Origin of the sequence: Pseudomonas sp. SBT1-2 (assembly GCF_028640875.1) — a bacterium.
Lineage (GTDB): Bacteria > Pseudomonadota > Gammaproteobacteria > Pseudomonadales > Pseudomonadaceae > Aquipseudomonas > Aquipseudomonas chlororaphis_I.
Genome location: NZ_JAQZAA010000092.1, coordinates 1 through 14776 on the forward strand (window position 1 = coordinate 1; position 14776 = coordinate 14776).

12 protein-coding genes and 1 pseudogene are annotated in these 14776 nt (G+C 56.6%); 7 read left to right on the plus strand and 6 right to left on the minus strand.

Going from position 1 to position 14776, the window contains the following annotated elements:
• The 4 genes from PVZ78_RS19675 to PVZ78_RS19690 form a co-directional block, all read right to left on the minus strand.
• A partial coding sequence (locus tag PVZ78_RS19675; protein WP_273829102.1) for an ABC transporter permease subunit occupies positions 1–695 on the minus strand: 695 nt, incomplete at its 3' end.
• Positions 692–1573 carry an ABC transporter permease subunit gene (locus PVZ78_RS19680; protein ID WP_164485211.1) on the minus strand — a complete coding sequence of 294 codons (882 nt, stop codon included), beginning with the start codon at positions 1571–1573 and terminating at the stop codon, positions 692–694. The genes PVZ78_RS19680 and PVZ78_RS19675, both read right to left, overlap by 4 nt.
• A 44-nt stretch (positions 1574–1617) precedes the next feature.
• Positions 1618–2760: an ABC transporter ATP-binding protein gene (locus tag PVZ78_RS19685; RefSeq protein ID WP_009048285.1), complete on the minus strand. Its 1143-nt coding sequence runs from the start codon at positions 2758–2760 to the stop codon at positions 1618–1620.
• A 237-nt stretch (positions 2761–2997) separates the two neighbouring features.
• Positions 2998–3759 carry a gamma-glutamyl-gamma-aminobutyrate hydrolase family protein gene (locus PVZ78_RS19690; protein ID WP_096373737.1) on the minus strand — a complete coding sequence of 254 codons (762 nt, stop codon included), beginning with the start codon at positions 3757–3759 and terminating at the stop codon, positions 2998–3000.
• Positions 3760–4024: 265 nt separating this feature from the next.
• Between PVZ78_RS19690 and PVZ78_RS19695 the strand changes: the two genes are divergently transcribed.
• The 4 genes from PVZ78_RS19695 (at position 4025) to PVZ78_RS19710 (ending at position 9252) form a co-directional block, all read left to right on the plus strand.
• Positions 4025–5401 carry a glutamine synthetase family protein gene (locus PVZ78_RS19695; protein ID WP_009048287.1) on the plus strand — a complete coding sequence of 459 codons (1377 nt, stop codon included), beginning with the start codon at positions 4025–4027 and terminating at the stop codon, positions 5399–5401.
• A 33-nt stretch (positions 5402–5434) separates the two neighbouring features.
• Entirely contained in the window at positions 5435–6925 is a 1491-nt protein-coding gene (locus PVZ78_RS19700; RefSeq protein WP_103331855.1) for an aldehyde dehydrogenase, read from the plus strand.
• 55 nt (positions 6926–6980) lie between these two features.
• A complete protein-coding gene (locus PVZ78_RS19705) occupies positions 6981–8261 on the plus strand; it encodes an NAD(P)/FAD-dependent oxidoreductase (RefSeq protein WP_210532822.1) in 1281 nt (426 codons plus the stop codon).
• Between the two features lie 442 nt (positions 8262–8703).
• Positions 8704–9252, plus strand: a complete 549-nt coding sequence (locus PVZ78_RS19710; RefSeq protein WP_007922919.1) for a cupin domain-containing protein — start codon at positions 8704–8706, stop codon at positions 9250–9252.
• Positions 9253–9328: 76 nt separating this feature from the next.
• Here the strand turns inward: PVZ78_RS19710 and PVZ78_RS19715 are convergent, their stop codons facing one another.
• Complete coding sequence (locus tag PVZ78_RS19715) at positions 9329–12460, minus strand: P-loop NTPase (protein ID WP_273829103.1); 3132 nt, start codon at positions 12458–12460, stop codon at positions 9329–9331.
• 582 nt (positions 12461–13042) lie between these two features.
• On the opposite strand from PVZ78_RS19715, the gene PVZ78_RS19720 reads away from it, so the two are divergent.
• The 3 genes and pseudogenes from PVZ78_RS19720 (at position 13043) to PVZ78_RS19730 (ending at position 14309) form a co-directional block, all read left to right on the plus strand.
• On the plus strand, positions 13043–13315 hold the full coding sequence (locus PVZ78_RS19720) for a hypothetical protein (protein ID WP_273829104.1): 273 nt from the start codon (positions 13043–13045) through the stop codon (positions 13313–13315).
• Between the two features lie 225 nt (positions 13316–13540).
• Positions 13541–13894 (plus strand): annotated as a pseudogene (locus tag PVZ78_RS19725) (PAAR domain-containing protein); the annotation flags it as partial.
• Positions 13887–14309, plus strand: coding sequence for a hypothetical protein (locus PVZ78_RS19730; RefSeq protein WP_273829105.1), 423 nt, complete (start codon positions 13887–13889; stop codon positions 14307–14309). The pseudogene PVZ78_RS19725 and the gene PVZ78_RS19730, both read left to right, overlap by 8 nt.
• 72 nt (positions 14310–14381) lie before the next feature.
• Here PVZ78_RS19730 and PVZ78_RS19735 read toward each other — a convergent pair whose 3' ends face one another.
• Positions 14382–14669, minus strand: a complete 288-nt coding sequence (locus PVZ78_RS19735; protein WP_081362050.1) for a hypothetical protein — start codon at positions 14667–14669, stop codon at positions 14382–14384.
• Positions 14670–14776: the final 107 nt, after the last annotated feature.

The following is a 14776-nucleotide window of genomic DNA, read 5'->3' on the forward strand; positions in this document are numbered from 1 at the left end:
CCGAGGCGCACCGCCGAGAACACTTCCATCGGCAGGGTGGTGGAACCCGGGCCGGAGACGAAGCTCGCCAGCACCAGGTCGTCCAGGGACAGGGCGAAGGACATCATGCCGCCCGCCGCCAACGAGGGCGCGATCATCGGGATGGTGATCAGGAAGAACACCTTCCACGGCCGTGCCCCCAGGTCCATGGCCGCCTCTTCGATGGACAGGTCCAGCTCACGCAGGCGCGCCGACACCACCACCGCCACATAGGCGGCGCAGAACGTGGTGTGGGCGATCCAGATGGTGACGATGCCACGCTCCTGCGGCCAGCCGATCATCTGCGCCATGGCCACGAACAGCAGCAACAGCGACAGGCCGGTGATCACCTCCGGCATCACCAGCGGCGCGGTGACCAGGCCACCGAACAAGGTGCGGCCCTTGAAGCGGGTGACCCGGGTCAGCACAAAGGCCGCCAGGGTGCCCAGGGCCACCGCGGCGATCGCGGTGTAGCAGGCGATCTCCAGGGAACGCACCACCGAGCCCATCAACTGCTGGTTATCCAGCAGGCCGACATACCACTTCACCGACCAGCCGCCCCAGACCGTCACCAGCTTGGAGGCGTTGAACGAGTAGATCACCAGGATCAGCATCGGCAGGTAAATGAACGCCAGGCCGAGCACCAGCATCAGGCTGGAAAATCCGAAACGTTTCATGCCCGTCCCTCCATCTCTTTGGCCTGGCTGCGGTTGAACAGCAGGATCGGAATAATCAGGATCGCCAGCATCACCACCGCCAGGGCGGAGGCCACCGGCCAGTCACGGTTGTTGAAGAACTCCTGCCACAGCACGCGGCCGATCATCAGGGTCTCGGGGCCGCCCAGCAGTTCGGGAATCACGAATTCGCCGACCACCGGAATGAACACCAGCATGCAACCGGCAATGATGCCGTTCTTGGCCAGGGGCACGGTGATTTTCCAGAAGTTGTTGAAGTTGCTCGAACCCAGGTCCGAGGCGGCTTCCAGCAGGCTCTGGTCGTGCTTGACCAGGTTGGCGTACAGCGGCAGCACCATAAATGGCAGGTACGCATACACCACGCCGATATAGACCGCGGTGTTGGTGTTGAGGATTTCGATCGGCGCCGAGGTCAGGCCGCTCCACATCAGGAAGCCGTTGAGCAAACCGTTGTTGCTGAGGATGCCCATCCAGGCATAGACGCGGATCAGGATCGCGGTCCAGGTCGGCATCATGATCAGCAGCAGCAAGACGTTCTGCGTCTCCTTGCTGGCCTTGGTGATCGCGTAGGCCATGGGGAAGCCGATCACCAGACACATCAGGGTGCTGAGCAGGGCGACTTTCAGCGAGCCGAGGTAGGCCGAGATATACAGCTCGTCACCCACCAGCAACGCGTAGTTGCCGACGTTGAGCAGCAGCTGGAATTTCTGTTCGGCGAAGCTGTAGATCTCCGAGTAAGGGGGAATGGCCAGGGCCGCTTCCGAGAAGCTGATCTTCATCACCAGGAAAAACGGCAGCATGAAGAACAGGAACAGCCAGAGGAATGGAATGCCGATCACCAGCTTGCGACCGCTGGGCAGCACACGGGTCAAACGCTGATTGAGAGTGCTCATGGTTGACGTACTCATGTGCGCAGTACCACGCCGCTGTCGTCTTCCCACCACACGTACACCTGGTCGTCCCAGGTCGGCCGCGCGCCACGGCGTTCGGCGTTGGCCATGAACGACTGGACGATCTTGCCGCCAGGCAGTTCGACGTAGAACACCGAATGCCCGCCGAGGTAGGCGATGTCATGCACCTTGCCCTGGGACCAGTTGTAGCGGTGCTCGGGCCGGGTGGTGCTGACCAGCATTTTTTCCGGGCGGATGGCGTAGGTCACCGACTTGTCCTGCACCGAGGTGCTGACGCCGTGGCCGACGTAGATCTTCTGTTCCAGCTCCGGGCAGTGGATCACCGCGTGGCCTTCCAGGTCTTCGATGACGGTGCCGTCGAAGGCGTTCACGTTGCCGATGAACTCGCAGACCATGCGGCTCACCGGGGCCTCGTAGATGTCCACCGGGCTGCCGATCTGGGCGATCCAGCCCAGGTGCATGATGGCGATGCGCTGGGCCATGGTCATGGCTTCTTCCTGGTCGTGGGTCACCATCACACAGGTCACGCCGACGCGCTCGATGATCTCCACCAGTTCCAACTGCATCTGCGAACGCAGCTTTTTATCCAGGGCGCCCATGGGTTCGTCGAGCAACAGCAGCTTCGGCCGCTTGGCCAGGGAGCGGGCCAGGGCCACGCGCTGGCGCTGGCCGCCGGACAGCTGGTGCGGTTTGCGCTTGGCGTACTGGGTCATGTGCACCAGCTTGAGCATCTCGGCCACGCGGGCATCGATCTCGGCCTTGGGAATCTTGTCCTGCTGCAGGCCGAAGGCAATGTTCTGGGCCACGGTCATGTGCGGGAACAGCGCATAGGACTGGAACATCATGTTGATCGGCCGCTCATAGGGCGGCATGTCGGTGATGTCCACGCCGTCCAGGTAGATACGCCCCTCCGTCGGTCGCTCGAAGCCCGCCAGCATGCGCAGCAGGGTGGACTTGCCGGAGCCCGAGCCACCGAGCAGGGCGAAGATCTCGCCCTGGTGAATGTCCAGGGACACATCGTCCACGGCCACGGTTTCATCGAACTTCTTGGTCACGCGGTCGACTCTCACCAGCACCTTCTGCGGTTGCGGGTGACCTTCCAGAGCCTTTCTGTACGTGCTGGAGGCGTTTGCCATGTGGAACTCCCAACAGATGTCAGTCGTCGGGCCAAAACGGCCCGGCTTAATAGATGGATGACAAACCCGTGGTGGCGGGTTTATTCGGCGCTGCCGTCCTGGCGGCCTGACGCTGGTTCTTGTTTTTCATGTTGCTGGGTGTGGCTTGAACCGCCCCAGAGGCCAAGGCGGGCGCACAAGGGCGCACCGCCGCCGGCCGGGGGGCGTGGCAGTCAATTTCGCGGGTGAAGCTTTTAGTCAGTGGCCGTTGCGCTGCGCCGCCCGTTGCCGGCAGGCATCGCCGAAGGCCTGGAAGATCCGCAGGTAGACCGGGTTCGACAGCACCTGCCATTCCGGATGCCACTGCACGCCCAGGGCAAAGGCCGCGCTGTGTTCGACCGACACTGCTTCGATCAGGCCGTCCGGCGCCAGGGCCTCGGCGCGCAGGCCCGGGGCCAGGCGGTCGATGCCCTGGCTGTGGATCGAGTTGACCTGGAATTCCTGGGGCAGGTCCAGGGCCTGGAACACGCCGCCCGGTTGCACCCTGACGGCATGGGCGGGGGCGTATTGCACGGCCAGGTCCGGGTGGTCGGCCTCGCGGTGGTCGAGATAGCCCGGCAGCTCATGGACCTTCTGGTGCAGGCTGCCGCCGAAGGCCACGTTCATCTCCTGGAAGCCGCGGCAGATGCCCAGCACCGGCACGCCGGCGGCAATCGCCGCGCGCAGCAGGGGCAGGGTGGTGGCATCGCGCTGGGGATCGTGGGCGGTGCCCGGTTCGCTGGCCGGGCCCTGATAGTGGAAGGGCTCCACATTCGATGGCGAGCCGGTGAACAGCAGGCCGTCCAGGTTCTGCAGCAGAGCCTCGGTATCGATGAGGTCCGCCAGGGAAGGAATGATCAGGGGCAGGCCCTCGGCCGCGCTGCTGACAGCACGCAAGTACTTGTCGCCGCTGACGTGGTAGGGGTGCAGCCCGATCTCTTTGACGCACGCAGTAACGCCGATCAATGGCTTGAATGCCATTTTTATCACCTCGAAATTCACGCTGGAACGAGTTTTTCGAGAGCTTATCCTCGTTGATTTTAATTAACAACTTCCGTGTAAAAAATTCTAAACGTTTTTCGCCTGAAACCCGCGAGCAGCACGGGTTATGGGGTAAATAAAGATCTTGAGGCGCAAAATAATTGACGATCGGCGGCCATTTCTGGCGCTTGACTTCACTTTTCCTTTCGGATTGACTGCTGCCACGAAACCGCTTTGAACATAATAATTAACACATAGGTGCATCATGTCGGTCCCACTGCGTGCCGTTCAGCTCAACGAAGCCAACGCTTTCCTGAAGAACCATCCCGAGATCCTCTACGTCGACCTGCTGATTGCCGACATGAACGGCGTGGTGCGCGGCAAGCGCATCGAACGCACCGCCCTGCACAAGGTGTACGAGAAGGGCATCAACCTGCCGGCCTCGCTGTTCGCCCTGGACATCAATGGCTCCACCGTGGAAAGCACCGGCCTGGGCCTGGACATCGGCGATGCCGACCGCATCTGCTACCCGATCCCCGGCACCCTGAGCGTCGAGCCCTGGCAGAAGCGCCCGACCGCGCAACTGCTGATGACCATGCACGAGATCGAAGGCGAGCCGTTCTTCGCCGACCCACGCGAAGTGCTGCGGCAGGTGGTGAGTAAATTCGACGCCCTGGGCCTGACCATCTGCGCGGCCTTCGAGCTGGAGTTCTACCTGATCGACCAGGACAACGTGAACGGTCGTCCGCAGTCGCCACGCTCGCCGATTTCCGGCAAGCGTCCGCAGTCGACCCAGGTCTACCTGATCGATGACCTGGACGAATACGTCGACTGCCTGCAAGACATCCTCGAAGGCGCGAAAGAGCAGGGCATCCCCGCCGACGCCATCGTCAAGGAAAGCGCCCCGGCGCAGTTCGAGGTCAACCTGCACCACGTCTCCGACCCGATCAAGGCCTGCGACTACGCGGTGCTGCTCAAGCGCCTGGTGAAGAACATCGCCTACGACCATGAGATGGACACCACCTTCATGGCCAAGCCGTACCCGGGACAGGCTGGTAACGGCCTGCATGTGCACATCTCGATTCTCGACAAGCAAGGCAACAACATCTTCGCCAGCGACGACCCGGAAACCAACGACGCCCTGCGCCACGCCATCGGCGGCGTGCTGGAAACCCTGCCGGCGCAGATGGCCTTCCTCTGCCCGAACGTCAACTCCTACCGCCGTTTCGGCGCGCAGTTCTACGTGCCGAACTCGCCGAGCTGGGGCATCGACAACCGCACCGTGGCCGTGCGCGTGCCGACAGGTTCCGCGGATGCGGTGCGCATCGAGCACCGCGTGGCCGGTGCCGACGCCAACCCTTACCTGCTGATGGCTTCGGTACTGGCCGGCATTCACCACGGCCTGACCAACAAGATCGAGCCCGGCGCGCCGGTGGAAGGCAACTCCTACGAGCAGAACGAACAGAGCCTGCCGAGCAACCTGCGCGACGCCCTGCGGGTGCTGGACGACAGCGAGGTGATGGCCAAGTACATCGACCCGATGTACATCGACGTGTTCGTCGCCTGTAAGGAGAGCGAGCTGGCCGAGTTCGAAAACTCGATCTCCGACCTCGAATACAACTGGTACCTGCACACGGTCTGACGGCCGTTCCTTTTCCTGCGTTGAGTATTTGCCATGACTAAATCCCGCAGCGACTGGGAGCAGCGCTTCCAGTCCTTGACCCTCGAAGGGCGCGCCTTTATCGACGGCCAGTATTGCCACGCCGCCAGCGCGGCCACCTTCGAATGCATCAGCCCGGTGGACGGGCGTTTCCTGGCCAACGTCGCCAGCACCGACGAAGCCGACGCCAACCGGGCGGTGCAGGTGGCGCGCCAGGCGTTCGAGTCCGGTGTCTGGTCGCGCAAGGCCCCGGCCGAGCGCAAGCGCGTGCTGATTCGTTTCGCCGATTTGATCCTCGAGCACCAGGAAGAACTGGCGCTCCTGGAAACCCTGGACATGGGCAAGCCCATCGGCGATTCCCTGAGCATCGACGTGCCGGCCACTGCCAACGCGATCCGCTGGAGCGCCGAGGCCGTCGACAAAATCTATGACGAAGTGGCGGCCACGCCCCACGATCAACTGGGCCTGGTGACGCGCGAGGCTTCGGGCGTGGTGGCGGCCATCGTGCCGTGGAACTTCCCGCTGATCATGGCCAGCTGGAAATTCGCCCCGGCCCTGGCCGCGGGTAACTCCTTCATCCTCAAACCTTCGGAAAAGTCGCCGCTGACCGCGATCCGCATTGCCCAGCTGGCGCTGGATGCCGGCATCCCCAAAGGCGTGTTCAACGTGCTGCCGGGCTACGGCCACACCGTGGGCAAGGCCCTGGCCCTGCATATGGACGTGGACGTGCTGGCCTTTACCGGCTCCACCGCGGTGGGCAAGCAACTGCTGGTGTACTCCGGGCAGAGCAACATGAAGCGCGTCTGGCTGGAGGCGGGCGGCAAGAGCCCCAACGTGGTGTTCGCCGACGCGCCGGACCTGCGCGCGGCAGCGGAGGCGGCGGCCAGCGCCATCGCCTTCAACCAGGGCGAAGTCTGCACCGCCGGCTCGCGCCTGCTGGTGGAGCGCTCGATCCGCGACCAGTTCATTCCGCTGCTGGTGGACGCCATCAAGGCCTGGAACCCCGGGCATGCCTTGGACCCGGAGACCCGCGTCGGCGCGCTGGTGGATCAGCGTCAGCTGGACAACGTGCTGCGCTACATCGGCATCGGCAAGGAGCAGGGCGGCCAACTGCTGGCCGGCGGCGCGCGGACCCTGGAAAGCACTGGCGGGCTGTATGTCGAGCCGACGATTTTCGATGGCGTGACCAACGCCATGACCATCGCCCGCGAAGAGATCTTCGGCCCGGTGCTGTCGGTGATCAGCTTCGACACCGAGGAAGAGGCGCTGACGATCGCCAACGACAGCATCTTCGGCCTCGCCGCCGGGGTCTGGACCAGCAACCTCAGCCGCGCCCACCGCTTCGCCCGTGGCCTGCGCGCCGGCAGCGTGTGGGTCAACCAGTACGACGGCGGCGACATGACCGCGCCGTTCGGCGGCTTCAAACAGTCGGGCAATGGTCGCGACAAGTCGCTGCATGCCTTCGACAAGTACACCGAGCTGAAAGCGACCTGGATCAAGCTCTGACTCTTATAACAACGGCGGGGCTGGCTGCAGCTGGCACCTGCTGGAGAATTCGATAATGCAAACCTACGTAAACAGCTACTACGCCGCGACCCGCAACCAGACCACTGACTTTCCGGTATTGGAAGAAATGGTCGAGTGCGACGTCTGCGTGATCGGCGCCGGCTACACCGGCCTGTCCTCGGCGCTGTTCCTCGCCGAGGCGGGCTACAGCGTCACCGTGCTCGAAGCGGCCAAGGTCGGCTTCGGTGCCAGCGGGCGCAACGGCGGGCAACTGGTCAACTCCTACAGCCGCGACGTCGACGTGATCGAGTCGCGCTACGGCGAAAAAAGCGCCGAAGTGCTGGGCAGCATGATCTTCGAAGGCGCCGACATCATTCGCCAGCGCATCCAGCACTACGACATCCAGTGCGACTACCGCCCGGGTGGCATCTTCGCCGCCATGAACAAGAAGCAGCTCAAGGGCCTGGCCGAACAGAAGGCCAGCTGGGAGCGCTACGGCAACCACAACCTGAAGCTGCTGGACAAGGCGCAGATCGCCCAGGAAGTCGGCTCCGACGCCTACGTCGGCGGCCTGCTGGACATGCAAGGCGGGCACATCCACCCGCTGAACCTGGCCCTGGGCGAAGCCAGCGCCATCATCGGCCTGGGCGGCAAGATCTTCGAGCAGTCGGCGGCGGTGGAAATCACCTACGGCGAACCGAATATCGTGCGCACCGCCAAGGGCGTGGTCCGCGCCAAGTACCTGCTGATCGCCGGCAACGCCTACCTGCAGCAAGACCTCGACCCCCGGGTGACGCGCAAGAGCATGCCGTGCGGCTCGCAGATCGTGGTCACCGAACCGCTGCCTGCACAAATGGCCCGCAGCCTGATCCGCAACAACTATTGCGTCGAGGACTGCAACTACCTGCTGGACTACTACCGCCTCACCGCCGACAACCGCCTGCTGTACGGCGGCGGCGTGGTCTACGGCGCCCGTGAGCCGAACGACATCGAGCAACTGATCCGGCCGAAGATCCTCAAGACCTTCCCCCAGCTCAAGGACGTGAAAATCGACTACCGCTGGACCGGCAACTTCCTGCTGACCATGTCGCGCATGCCGCAATTCGGCCGCATCGAAAAGAACGCCTACTACATGCAGGGCTACAGCGGCCACGGCGTCACCTGCTCGCACCTGGCCGGCAAACTGATCGCCGAGATGATCCGCGGCGACGCCGAACGCTTCGACGCCTTCGCCTCGCTACCGCACATGCCGATGATCGGCGGCCGCACCTTCCAGGCCCCGCTGACCGCCATGGGCGCCGCGTACTACGCGCTGCGCGACCGCTTCGGCATCTGAAGGAATGGCGCCCTCTACAGGAAAGAAGAGGGCGCCCGTCCTGACAAAACACGTTCGTATGGCTACGCACGCTTCTGTAGGAGCGCAGCTTGCGCGCGATGAACGATAACGCAGTATGCCAGCCACCCCGCGGAGCCAGGCCTGGCGCCCGCTTCGCGGTCGATCGCAGCCTCGCTAACGCTCGACAGCGGCTACACCAACCAACACCACCGCCCTGTAGCCGCTGCCGAGCCCCAGCGAGGCTGCGAAGAGGTCCGCAGGACCTCCAAGGCCCTCACCAACACCCCCAGAAATCCCTCGCCAACCCCTTATCGCCAGTCTTTACAGCACAACCGTCAAACATGTTTAAATAGCCGCCTTTCAGGCTCCAGAGGCACCCAAATCGCGACAATCGCGACCCAAGCGCCGAAATACCCTTAAGTACACCTCACACAAGGCTGCTATGGACACGGGCACTCGACTCAAACTCGTTCGCGAAAGCTACAAACTGTCCCAGCGCGAGCTGGCCCGGCGCAGCGGCGTGACCAACGCCACCATCTCCCTGATCGAACAGAACCGCGTCAGCCCCTCGGTCAGCTCCCTGAAAAAACTCCTCGAAGGCATCCCCATGTCCCTGGCGGACTTCTTCACCTTCGACCAACCCCCGCGCGAACACCAATACGTCTTCCGCGCCAACGAACAACCCGACCTCGGCCGCGACGGCGCCCGCCTGCTGCTGATCGGCGCCGCCCTGCCAACCCGCCAGATGCGTTTCCTGCGCGAACAATACGCCCCCGGCGCCAGCTCCGGCGACGAACCGATCGTGCATGCGGAAGGGGAGGAGTGCGGCCTCGTCACCCGCGGCACCGTGGAATTGACGGTGGACGGGCAGGTGAGCGTGTTGAACCCGGGGGACGGGTATTATTTTCCGACCACCTTGCCGCATAAGTTTCGCAATATTGGGCAGGATGAGGCGGAGATTATTAGTGCGAATACGCCGGCGAATTTTTGAATAGGATTTTCAATGTTCTTGACCATTTATCTGACTTGGTAGTGATAAGTCAGATAAATGGTCAGACTTCCTTGTCTCAAAATAATATGTTGATAGCGAATGCGGTTGGGCCCTTCATCGTAAAGGCCAGTTTGAAAGTGACATCTACGTTTGCCTTGATTCCTTCGCTTGGTAAGTTCTCAAATCTATCAGAATGAGCAAAGATACTATCATTCAAATCAGTGCATCTAATAAAGCAAAAGCTCACATGCTCATGAGAAATATGTCCGCGATAAATTATTTCTTGGCCGTCTGAGTTTATAGAGTTTCCGTTAAGTGCATTCTTTTGTCTAGGTGACATCCTGGCTTTTTTAAGGTACGAGAAAATCTCTTTTGATTTTGCGCGATCACCATGTAAATACTGATGGCGCGCATACCAAAATTGAGCATCATAGTTAGAGTCTGATGGGGAGAAGCTTCTTTTTAGATGGTGCTCAATTTCTGTGTTGCTCTGGTATTTGTTAAGTTTTGTTAGTAGTTTTGCGAGCTCTAAATGCAAAGGTTTGCTATTTGGATTCTGTGTTATGCAGTCACGCAGAATTTGTTCTGCACCTTCATAGTTTCCTGACTCTATACGTTGTCGTGTAAGTCGTATCGATACAAATTCGCTAGAGCTGTTTTTCTTGTAAGCCTCTTCTAATATAGTTTTTGCCTTGTCGTTGTCGTCAAGCTTCTTAGCTAAGTCTTGTTGTCTCGTCAGTAGATATTCATCGCTAGGGAATTTCTGTAGGCCTGTATAAATGGTGCTTTCGATTTTCTTGACTTGTTCAAGAAATACTCGTTTGGTTAAGTCGTCAAAGTCTGCTTCGCTAATTTCGTTTATTCTAGTTTCTAGTTCGTCTAGCTGAAGTTCTGCTAGTCCATTTATTGCTCGAGAGTCTTTTTGTCCTGGGACAAGTCTCTCGAAAATAATTCGAGCTTCTGCCCTGTATTTTTCTATTTCTAATGAATTAACTGTTTCTCTAGCAAGTCTCTTGTAGATCATTGCTTTGGTGTGTGAAATTGCTTTGTCTGTTCGCCCTTCTGGAAGAGCTTTCTCTGCTTGGAGGATTGTGCTTAGAGCTGCCCGGGTATCACATCCTGGGTGGTTTATTTCAAATACTGCTTTTTGATGAAGTATATAGTGAGGATCTGCGCCAGTCTTTTCTGCTGCTTCATATATTTTTCCTACCAGGGATTTGTCTCCGAAGATTTCGGCCAACTGTTTTCCCTTAATAAGATGGTTGAATGCTTCTCCGTCTGCATTGTATTCAAGATTAAGGTGCTCTAATACTCGAACAATTTGCGCGGCTTTTTCTTCTGGCGATTTCAACGCATGCTCAAAAACAAATTTTGCAATCAACGAATGCCGAGCAACAAATGCATAGTCCCGTGAGGCGTGATCCATATAGACCTTGACGACATGTTCGAGTGGACCGAAGAATCTATTCCTGAAGTCCTCGATTCCTATTCCAGATATTCTTGATATCAGGCCAACTCTAACCGGTACGTCCAGACGATTCAGTGTGCATACGTCCATGTATAAAATTTGTGCTTCTGGAGGGGTGATCCTTGTGTACTCATCTAAAACAATCTCTTCGAAAGGCTTTCCAGATGTGGCTTCATGCAATGCTACTAGTAACTGGTGGTCAGCACTTAATGAGAAGTAATCTTTTATGTCCTCGATCTTGTTGCTTTTGAAGTTTCCGAGGCAATTATGGAGTTTTAATTTCTCAATTAGCTCGCTGACTTCTTTATCTGAGAGCGTTGAGAGTTCATATTCGGAGCTTATATATTGATCAAGATCTTCGCCGAATTGATTCCATTCATTATTTCTTGCTGAAGTGAGGATTGAGATTTCGGCAGGTTCATATTCGAACGCTCTGTACAGTTTAAGAAGGTCGTCAGCATGTGAGATTACGTCATCTATAATAAATATCAATCTACCGTCGCACTTTAATGCGAGCTCTTTGACCAAGGCGGGTCTAAGAATGGCGCCGTCACGTAACCGAACGACTATTGAGTTTAAGTCGTTCGCGGCGTACCAAGATACTCTTTTTAGTACTGTGGACTTTCCGCTTCCCGCGTAGCCTTTCAGAAGGAAGGTATTTACCCCTGTAAGGTTGGATTCTATGACTGAGTCTATTATTATTTGGTCGCTGACTCTTCTTTTTATATCCAGGTTTTGCCGGATTCCGCCCCACTCGGCATCTAGGCCTCTATAAAAGTCTATGGGTTTTACACCGCTATATGTCATTCCTGGGTATATATGTTCTAGTTCTGTGTTTAGGTAGCTTTTTAAATGCTCGGAGAGCGCCGAGTCTGGTTTTAGATATTTGTCGAGAGGGCTCGCCTCAGATGAGGATAGCTTGGCTAGTATTCGGAGCCTTCTATCTATTTTTTGGTCGATGAAATTAAGAAAGTCTTCAAAGGTTGCTTTAATTGGCTCGACTCGCTGGCTAGACCACATTTTAATGTCATATTTTCCCAGTCCTGGGTCTATCAATAAATATGTGGGTCTATTGATTCCCATGTCGTTAAGATCAAAAAGTATCTGCTGAATATTGGGGTCGCTTAGCTGATAACCACAAAAAATTATTGGGTGCTCTAGTCCGAAATCGGATAGATGACGAAAAAGTCTGGTGCGCCCTTTTCTGTATTTGGCGTACTCTTCACTTGCAAGGATTAACGGGAGTTCAACATCATTTATAGTATTAATGCAGCCATGAAGCTTGAAGTATGGAACTAGGGAGCTATCACTCATCACTTCACTGAAGTTGTCTCCGTCTCTAATGATAGGCGCAATATTTTGTGTTCGATTTGGAGTGTCCGAATATGAGCGCTCTATTATTAGGTCGTAGTTGGTGGTAAATATTGAGTGCCAGCGAAATGTCGGAATGATTTTATGAAAGTTTGAGGGTTTTAGTGGGTAAAAGGTTTTTTTTATAAATTGCTGAACTTCAAGTAAGCCGCCTTCGTTTTTGGCATAGTCAGCAATTTGAACTAGATTTTTATGCTTTTCTTCTCCACCCAAAAAACGATCCGATATTAAGTCGCGGAGGCCAAGTCCTGAAAGTGGTAATTCTCCCTGATCGCCTTTGGCACCAAACGCGGCTCCTGCGCCCAAAAAAAGAATCGCTTTACCGTGAGCGATTTTTTCAAGAATCCATGGTTTTACTAAGTCATCCATACTTAACTCCAGGCGATATAGGAAAATTATCTATATGTTGATACCCACTTATGCTTAATCGTGTACTTCAGATGTTGATGGATTCATTCTTGTCTTTCTGAGTGCTCATGGTACCGGCCCTTTCTGGTTGGGTAAGCTTCGCTTAGAGGTATAGCTTTTGCGGCTCAGTTTTGTGATGGATGGCCCATTTTTGTTGCGACCTAACGAAGCTATCAAAGCGACATCATTGTGTCGATTGCCTTAAGCTGCGGTGGAGCGATTCAGTTAGCACATTTTTGAAACCATAAAGGTTAGCGTCATCTATCTGGCTGCTTGCCCCTACTATTCATTACCCCTATAGTTCGCCCCGTCGCCGCACATCGGCGACCGGACGTCGCGGTCTGGAAAAACTAAGCGCACAAAGCGCCCATCACCATGTAGGCGCTTTTTGCTGCCTGGCATCGTGCTATGGCGGCTGTGTGTGGGACACCTTCGGGTGTGCCGGTTCCTTAGTTTCCGGTCCGCGAACCCGCGCACAGCTGCCACCCTTATTCGTTTCGCGGCGAATGTGGCAGTCAACCAAACTAAGGAAGGTACGACTCAATGACTAGTTCGCACGTCTGCAATCCCATCCCACTCACCCGCAACGACACCGACCACCCCGTCCTCTATCTGGACGCCAACGCCTCACTCTCCGATCTCTACACCTGTGCCCAACAACGCATCGGCGCTGCCCGCAATCTGCTGGAAATTCTTGACTGCGCTTCCAGCGCTCAAGATGTCGCTCAGATCCGCTTTGCCATCGGCCTGCTGCTCAGCGATGGCTGTGATCTGTTGCGTACTCTGGGTGATAAGTCTCAGGAGCTGAACTCTTAATCCGACAACTAGCGACCGGGCAGTACTGGTCCGGTCGTAACCTGCATTGTTGGAAGAAAGCCAGGACGAGGCGCGTTAGTCATCGACAAGTAAACCGGCCTTCATAATTTTCAGATGTTCCCTACAGACCATCTCCAACTGCATGCAGTAACGTCCCGAAGCCAACTGCAAATGCTATTCGCCCCCATGACGGGGGCTTTTTTATGCACGGAATAAGGACGGAGCATGATTTCTTCTGCACGATTGGGTGACAAGCATGTCTGCCCAATGCCCGGTCACGGCATTACCTCGATTGCTTCTGCCAGTGCTGACATCCATATCAATTTCATGGGGGCCGCTCGTGTCGGTGACACTTGCGGTTGCGGGGCAGTCATCACCACGGGCTTTCCCTCGATCCTGATCAACGACCGCCCCTTGGCTCATGTGGGCAGCCCTAGCAGCCACGGTGGAACGATCATCACTGGATCAGGTGATACCTTCGGCGGGTTCGTGATGGGAGCTGCACCAGGGGCAGCCATTATCAACTTCGCAGCACTCGGGGCATTCCCGCCAGAAAACTGGGGAGAAGGGATTGACGACCACTAATGTGAGTAAGGGGCGATCTGGATGCGCTTGGCTGCTGTTCATTCCGTTACTACCGGTATTGTTTTTTGTAGGGCAGACCATTCTTGAGCCGACAGTAACCGTTCACTACGCCGAGAACGGCAAGGAAGAGCTGAAGTACATCTGGAACGTGCAGAACCGGATATATAAAGGACGGATGCAACCCGGCGGCGGAACATCAGATAACGGCTTTATATTCCCAGACGAAGACTTTTTCATGCAGTTGGATTGGTGGAGCGAAAAGGGCCGTCACCATTGCGTCAGCATCACCCCAAAATGGCCAAACACCCATATCTATCTCGACCTGAATGGGAACATCGACACAGAGAAAGGCGTTGGTACTGATGAGGACCGATTGGATCAGTGCAAAGGAGGCTGGGCAAAGCCATAAGACGATATTCCCAACCGGGCACAAGCCCGGTCGTGATTTGGATAGGGGCATTGGGAGCAGCGGAGGTTGAGCTTACTTTCTTTTGCATTCCTCAAGCTCGTCTTGGCTTTTTAATGTTGTAGTTATACCTAGCCGATACTTGCAGTATTGGATAACCAACTGCTGTTCCGTATCACTTAGTTCACTCAGATTTTTGTCATCTGATTCATACGCGAAAATATTTTCAAACTTTATCTGAAGTGTCGGGCTTTTCTTGATGAAAAATACTTTTTCCGGGGAGGCGTCTTCCATCTTTTCGTAGAAGCCGATGTAGAGGGCGGCGACAAGTGAGATCGAGAAAATGATAAGCAGTGATTTCATGATGAAGGTGGTCGCAATAGTTCTGTGATATGTGCGGCTGGCTTTACCATGCTTGACTCCCTGTCAACAAATTTGCCGGAGCCGACTGTATCAGACTTGCATAAAGA